At 65.8% G+C, this 7075-nt stretch carries 6 protein-coding genes; 3 read left to right on the top strand and 3 right to left on the bottom strand.

From position 1 onward, the window contains the following. Positions 1-743: PHP domain-containing protein (locus tag ACO6D5_RS29095; RefSeq protein ID WP_485827318.1), on the bottom strand; the 743-nt coding region annotated here is incomplete at its 3' end. A gap of 70 nt (positions 744-813) precedes the next feature. After that, positions 814-1749 (bottom strand): alpha/beta fold hydrolase, encoded by a 936-nt coding sequence (locus tag ACO6D5_RS29090; RefSeq protein ID WP_485827317.1) that lies wholly within the window; start codon positions 1747-1749, stop codon positions 814-816. A 321-nt stretch (positions 1750-2070) separates the two neighbouring features. On the opposite strand from ACO6D5_RS29090, the gene cfa reads away from it, so the two are divergent. Beyond that, positions 2071-3261: a cyclopropane fatty acyl phospholipid synthase gene (gene cfa / locus ACO6D5_RS29085; protein WP_006225225.1), complete on the top strand. Its 1191-nt coding sequence runs from the start codon at positions 2071-2073 to the stop codon at positions 3259-3261. Positions 3262-3333: 72 nt separating this feature from the next. Here the strand turns inward: cfa and ACO6D5_RS29080 are convergent, their stop codons facing one another. After that, entirely contained in the window at positions 3334-4953 is a 1620-nt protein-coding gene (locus ACO6D5_RS29080) for a GMC family oxidoreductase (RefSeq protein WP_485827316.1), read from the bottom strand. Positions 4954-5142: 189 nt separating this feature from the next. On the opposite strand from ACO6D5_RS29080, the gene ACO6D5_RS29075 reads away from it, so the two are divergent. Then, a complete protein-coding gene (locus ACO6D5_RS29075; protein ID WP_485827315.1) occupies positions 5143-6030 on the top strand; it encodes a LysR family transcriptional regulator in 888 nt (295 codons plus the stop codon). Positions 6031-6357: 327 nt separating this feature from the next. Then, complete coding sequence (locus ACO6D5_RS29070; protein ID WP_485827314.1) at positions 6358-6837, top strand: VOC family protein; 480 nt, start codon at positions 6358-6360, stop codon at positions 6835-6837. The last annotated feature ends 238 nt before the right edge of the window (positions 6838-7075 follow it).

Here is a 7075-nt window from a genome sequence, read left to right as displayed (position 1 = left end):
GAGGCCAGGAACCCATAGCGGCGCGCGACCTCGGCGTATTGGCGGGCTTCTTCGGCGGTATGGCTACCGGTGTTGACCTCGATGCCCAGCCCCCCCAGTTGCAGGAATTCGTCGAACAGCGCGGCGAATTGCAGCGGGGTGTATTTATAGCGGCCCGGATGCGCGATGACGGCGATGCCGCCCGCGCCGCGGATCCAGCCCACCGCTTCGGCCAGGGTGGCCCACTGCATGGGCACGTGGCCGGGCCGGTCGTCGCCCAGGTGCTTGGTGAAAACGGTTTGCACGTCGGGGCAGTAGCCGGCTTCGACGAGATACCGGGCAAAGTGCGTGCGGCTGATCAGTTCGGGATTGCCGGCGAACGGCAGCGCGCCTTCGTAGGCGCCGGGCATGCCCATGTCCGCCAGGCGTTCGCCGATGCGCTTGGCGCGTTCGGCGCGGCCCGAACGGGTCTTGCGCAAACCTTCGACCAAGGCAGTGTTTTCCGGGTCGAAGCGCAGGCCCACGATGTGCACCGTCAGGCCGGCCCACGTCACGGAAATCTCGACACCGGTGGCAAAGCGCATGCCCAGGTCCTTGGCCGCGCTGGCAGCTTCGGCCAGGCCACCCACTTCGTCATGATCGGTCAGTGCCCAGACGTCCACGCCGTTGGCGTGCGCGCGCTGCGCCACATCGCGGGGCGCGAGCGCGCCGTCCGAGACGGTGGAATGGCAATGCAGATCGATGTTCAGGGTGGGCGATGTCATGGGGCTATTGTAGAGAAGGCCCGGCACCCTGGATAGCGCCGGGCTGTCCCCATAATCGCAGAGCGGACGATCAGGCCAGGAGGAAGGCCGCGACCGGGTCCACCTGGCTGTCGGCGATCAGCGTGGGCGCATGCCCCACCCCGGGCACTTCCAACGCCTGGGCGCGCGGGTTGCGCTTGAGCATTTCTTCGACGGTGGCGGGCGTCAGCAGGTCGGACAGCGCGCCGCGCACGATCAGCACCGGGCAGGACACCGCGTCATAAGACCGCCACAGGATCTGTTCCCCGGCGGCCAGTTCTTCCGGAGTCTGGGCCGCCAGCGCCTGGGCCAGGGCCAGATCGTAGTGCTTGACCCATTTGCCGCCATATTCCGGGTACAGGTACTGGGCCAGGTCTGCCCATTGCGCGTCGGTGTGCGGCCCGAAGGTCTGGGAATTAGCCCGCATGGTGGCCACGGCTTCCTCGAACGAAGCGAATTCACCGGGTTCGCCCACGTACTGGCCAATGCGCGACAAGGCGCCGGTTTCCAGTCGCGGCCCCACGTCGTTCAGCACCAGCTTGTCCAGGCGGATGCCTTGCCCGGGCGGCAGCATGCCCGCATGCGGACGCATGGCCTGCAAGGCGCCGGCGAACGCGGCGGCGCCCGACAGCGCCAGGCCGACCAGCCCGCCCATCGACGTACCCACCCAGGCCAGCCCGGCCGGACGCAGGCGCGCGATCAGCGTGACCATGTCGGACACGTACTGCGGCACCGTGTAGAAAGCGGGATTGGCCAGCCAGTCGGATCGGCCACGGCCCACCACGTCGGGGCAGACCACGCGGTAGCGCCCGGCCAGCCGGCGCGCCAGGGCGTCGAAATCGCGCCCGCTGCGGGTCAGACCGTGCACGCAGAGCAGCACCTGGTCGTTGGCGGGGTCGCCCCATTCCCAGTACGCCATCCGGTGCAAACCGGCCGGGCTGGCGCAGGTGACGAATTCCAAACGGGGTTGCAGGCTGGCGTCCACCATCAAAACACTCCACGGGTCGGCGCAAGCCTGAAACGGCGGCGCACTAAGGCGGACTAGTGTAATCGCGCCAGTCGAACAATCACATGAACGGCACGGGGATGTGGCCGCCGCGCCGCCCCTCGCTGCCCGTGCTGGACACCCGGCCCGCGCATCGCTACGATCAAGCCCATCCTCTTAGGCGCACCCGCAGCACGGTAGGAAATTGCCGTTTCCTATCGCGCCGATCCAATCATTAAATTGGAGTTGCCTGCCCGTTAGGGCGAGAGTAATGAGCTTCAGGCATTGCCAGATCAGTCATCCCAAAATTGATATGGAGTCCGTATGCAGCAAAGCAGTCCCGTCTCTCCGCTGACCACCGATCATTCCCCCCCTCCCGCGGTCAGCCCCCCTCCCCCCGAACCGCCCAAAGTGCTCCAGGACGTGCTGTCCCGGGCCGACGTCCTGATCAACGGCCCCCGCCCCTGGGACATCCAGGTGCATGACAAGCACATGTACGAGCGCGTCTTCGCCAGCTGGTCGCTGGGGCTGGGCGAGTCCTATATGGATGGCGAGTGGGATTGCGAGCAGTTGGACGAGCTCTTCACCCGCCTGCTGCGCGCGGACATGGGGTCGGCCGCGCTGGGCGTCGCCCGCATCAAGCTGATCGCCGAACACCTGCGGCACAAGCTGTTCAACCTGCAGTCCAAGAACCGCGCATTTGAAGTTGGCGAACAGCACTACGATGCCGGCAACGACGTGTTCGAGGCGATGCTGGACAGCCGCATGATCTATTCCTGCGCCTACTGGGAAAACGCCCAGACGCTGGAAGAGGCTCAACTGGCCAAGCTGGACATGATCTGCCGCAAGCTGCAGTTGAAGCCGGGCGAAACGCTGCTGGACATCGGTTGCGGATGGGGCGGGCTGGCCAAGTTCGCCGCCGAAAACTATGGCGTCACGGTCACGGGCGTGACGGTGTCGAAAGAGCAGCTGGCGCTGGCGCAGGAGCGCGTTAAGGGCCTGCCCGTACAACTGCTGCTGCAAGACTACCGCGACCTGCAAGGCAGTTTCGACAAGGTAGTGTCGGTCGGCATGTTCGAGCATGTGGGGCCGAAGAACTACGATACCTACTTCAGCAACGTGCAGCGCCTGATGGCGCCCGACGGGATCTTTCTGCTGCACACCATCGGCATCGCTGCCACCAGCCAGAGCACCGACCCCTGGATCGACCGCTACGTGTTCCCCAACGGCAAGCTGCCGTCTGCGCGCGAGATCGCCAGCGCCGTCGAACACCGCTTCATCATCGAAGACTGGCACAACTTCGGCGCCGATTACGACCGCACGCTGATGGCGTGGTGGGACCGGTTCGAACGCGCGTGGCCCACGCTGCAGGAACGCTACGGCACGCGCTTCTACCGCATGTGGAAATACTATCTGATGTGTTGCGCCGGCTTCTTCCGTTCGCGTGAAGGCCAGCTCTGGCAGGTGATGCTGACGCATCCGCAGCGGAAAGACACTTACCGTTCTTTGCGTTGAACGCCTGACCACACCAAGAAAAACGGGAACCTCGCGGTTCCCGTTCTTCTTGTGCCTTATTAAACCGTCCCCTCATCCCCTGCCCGCGTCTTCGCGGATCATGTCTGCCGCCCGCTCCGCGATCATGATGGTCGGCGAATTGGTGTTGCCCGACGTGATCAGCGGCATGACCGACGCGTCGGCGATGCGCAGGCCCTCCAGTCCGAAGACCCGCAGCCGCGCGTCGACCACCGCGCCGCTGTCGGCGTCCTTGCCCATTGCGCAGGTGCCTACCGGATGGAAGATGGTGGTGCCAATCTTGCCGGCCGCTTCGCGCAATTGCGCGTCTGTCTGGTAAGCCGGCCCGGGCAGCCATTCCTGCGGCTGATAGCGCTGCAAGGCCGGGGCCGCCGTAATGCGGCGCACCAGCCGGATCGAATCGGCCGCCACCCGGATATCCGCTTCCGTGCTGAGGTAGTTGGCGGCGATGACGGGCGTCGCAGCGTCTGGCGTGCCGGCCGGCCCTTGCGCATGGACGCTGCCGCGCGACGTCGGCCGCAGATTGCACACGCTGGCCGTGAAGGCGTCGAAGTCGTGCAGCGGTTCGCCGAAAGCCCCCAACGACAGCGGCTGCACGTGGAATTCCACGTTGGCGCGCGACTGCCCGGGGTCGGACTTGGCGAACGCCCCCAGTTGGGACGGCGCCATGCTCATCGGCCCGCTGCGTTTGATCAGATACTCCAGGCCGATGCCCGTCTTTCCCAGCCACGACGAGGCAATCCGGTTCAGCGTCTTCACGCCGTTGACCTTGATGATGACCCGCAACTGCAGGTGGTCTTGCAGGTTTTCACCCACCCCTGGCAAGGCATGGCGCAGCGCGATGCCGCTTTCACGCAGCCGGGCGGGTTCTCCGATGCCCGACAGCTCCAGCAGATGAGGCGTGTTCACCGCCCCCGCCGCCATTACCACTTCGCGTGTCGCGCGCACGGTCAGGCTTTGGCCGCCGCGCCGCAATTGCACGCCGACGCAGCGCTTGCCCTCGAACACCAGTTGCTCGGCCTGCGCGCCCGTCATCACATGCAGGTTCGGGCGTTTGACCACCGGGCGCAGAAACGCTTTGGACGTGTTCCACCGCCAGCCCCGCCGCTGGTTCACTTCGAAGTAGCCGCTGCCGAAGTTGTCGCCCCGGTTGAAGTCCTGCACGCGCGGAATGCCTTCTTGCTCAGCCGCGCTGGCAAAGGCTTCCAGGATGTCCCAGCGCAAGCGTTGGGACTCGACGCGCCATTCGCCCCCGGCGCCGTGGAATTCGTCGGCGCCACGGTGATAGTCCTCGCTGCGCTTGAAGACCGGCAGCACCTGATCCCAGCCCCAGGCCGGGTCGCCCGATAGCGCGGCCCAGTCGTCGTAGTCTTCGCGCTGGCCACGCATGTAGATCATGCCGTTGATGGACGAGCATCCGCCCAGCACCCGGCCCCGAGGATAGATCAGCGAACGGCCACCCAGCCCCGGCTCCTTGACCGTGCGGTACATCCAGTCCGTGCGCGGGTTGCCGATGCAATACAGGTACCCCACCGGGATGTGGATCCAGTGGTAGTTGTCGCGCCCGCCGGCCTCCAGCAGCAGCACCCGGGTGCCCGGGTCCTGGCTCAGGCGATTGGCCAGCACGCAGCCGGCCGACCCCGCGCCCACGATGATGATGTCGTATGTCTCCATAAGCTCTTCTTATCTGGGTGGCGGCGCTTTTGGGGCTGCCGCCACGGTGAGCCGACCCGGCTGCGGCGTCTGGACGCGCGTCGGGCATCTGGCGTGACTCTGGCGCAGCGGCCCGGAACTGTCCAATGAAATGTTGAAAAACGCTTTATAAGCATCTTTAATAATGCACATCCCACCCCGGACATCGCCATGGACCTCAAGCACATCCGGACCTTTGCCGCCGTGGCGCGCGAAGGCAATCTGACGCGCGCGGCCGAGCACCTGCATCTGACCCAGCCCGCGCTCAGCCTGCAACTGAAGAACTTCCAGGAATCCCTGGACCTGACCCTGTTCTCGCGCACCGCGCAAGGTCTGGCGCCGAACGCGGACGGACGAGCGTTGCTGCCGTCAGCGCAACGCGTGCTGGATGCGCTGGACGACTTCCAGCGGGCCATCGGCGCCCTGCGCGATACCGTGCAAGGCGAATTGCGCATCGGCACCATTCTGGACCCGGAATTCCTGCGGCTGGGCGCCACCCTGCAATACCTGGTTGAGCATTACCCGAAAATCCGCCCCACCCTGCGCCATGGCATGTCGGGGTCGGTCGGCCGGCAAGTGCGCGCCGGGGACCTGGACGTGGGCTTTTGCCTGGGGCCGCACGCGCCTGCCGCCGCACAGCCGGGCCTGCAAGCGCTGCCGCTGGCGTCGTTCGCGTATTACGTAGTGGCCCCCAAAGGCTGGGGCGCGCAGGTGACCGGGCGCAGCTGGGCCGAAATTGCGGCGTTGCCGTGGATCTGGACCCCGCCTGATTCCGTGCACCACCGCCTGCTGACGGACAAGTTCGATTCGCTGGGGCTGACGCCTAACGCGGTGGCCGAAGTGGACCAGGAAGCGTCCATGCTGGACCTGGTGCGGTCGGGTGTGGGCTTGTCGCTGGCGCGGGATTCCATCGCGTTGCGGGAGTCCCAGGCCAACGGGCTGCTGCTGGTGAAAGGGCTGGCCATCCAGGCAGAGCTGTCTTTCGTCACCCAGACCGCGCGCCGGGACGACCCGCTGGTGGCCGCCGCCTTCGACGCCGTGCAGGCGGCGTTCGCCTGACGGCGCTGCCGCGTCTATTCCCGTTTCAAATATCACGATTTTGCGCACGACCCGGGCGCGGCGGAAGTTCAATAATGTCCCATTCTTGACGGACCCCGACCAGATTCATCCCGCCAAGACGCTGAACATGGCGCGTATTGCCCTGCACCTGGGCGAAGCCGACCGTGCGCGCCTTCGCACAGTCGGGCCTGGCACGGGCGCCCCAAGCGGCCACGTCGTTGAAGGCGAAGTTGGAGCAAGTGCTGGCGGGCTGACGGCGGCAAGTCCTAAGCGTGTCTGCCGAACGGACGAGCCGGCCAGCAGCATTTCAACCTCAGGAGACACACGATGCTCAGTAAAAATACGATTTGCCTCTGGTACGACGGCGATGCGCTCGAGGCCGCGACGTTCTACGCCAAGACGTTTCCGGACAGCGCCGTCAAGGCGGTCCATCGTGCGCCCGGCGATTATCCGGCGGGCAAGCAAGGCGATATCCTGACTGTCGAATTCACGGTGATGGGCATACCCTGCCTGGGCCTGAACGGCGGCCCCGGCATCCAGCACAACCAGGCCTTTTCGTTCCAGGTCGCCACCGACGACCAGGAAGAGACCGACCGCCTGTGGACCGCGATCATCGAAAACGGCGGCAGTGCAAACGTCTGCGGCTGGTGCCAGGACAAGTGGGGACTGTCGTGGCAGATCACCCCCCGCATCCTATCCGCCGCCATCATCGACCCGGACCCGGCCGCCGCCAAGCGCGCGTTCGAAGCCATGATGACCATGGACAAGATCGACATCAGCGGGATCGAGGCGGCGCTGCGCGGCTGACCCGTCACGCAAGTCAGCGCGGCAGGCATCGCGCCAAACCGGTGCGGCGTGCACACCACTGTGCACCGGCTTGAAGCATGGCCGCGCATCGGGCTAAGGCAATGCTGGCGCCCAGCACCGGCCCTCCCGCCGGCGCCTCCTATGAAAACGTCCTCGATTTCCTCCTTCCCCGATCGTTAGCGATCCGCTGGCACGGACTTTGCTTAAGTGTTCATGCAGGCCGCAAGGCAAGCACCAC

It is taken from the genome of Achromobacter sp. (assembly GCF_057314935.1).
This window is presented reverse-complemented; position numbering and strand designations above follow the sequence as displayed.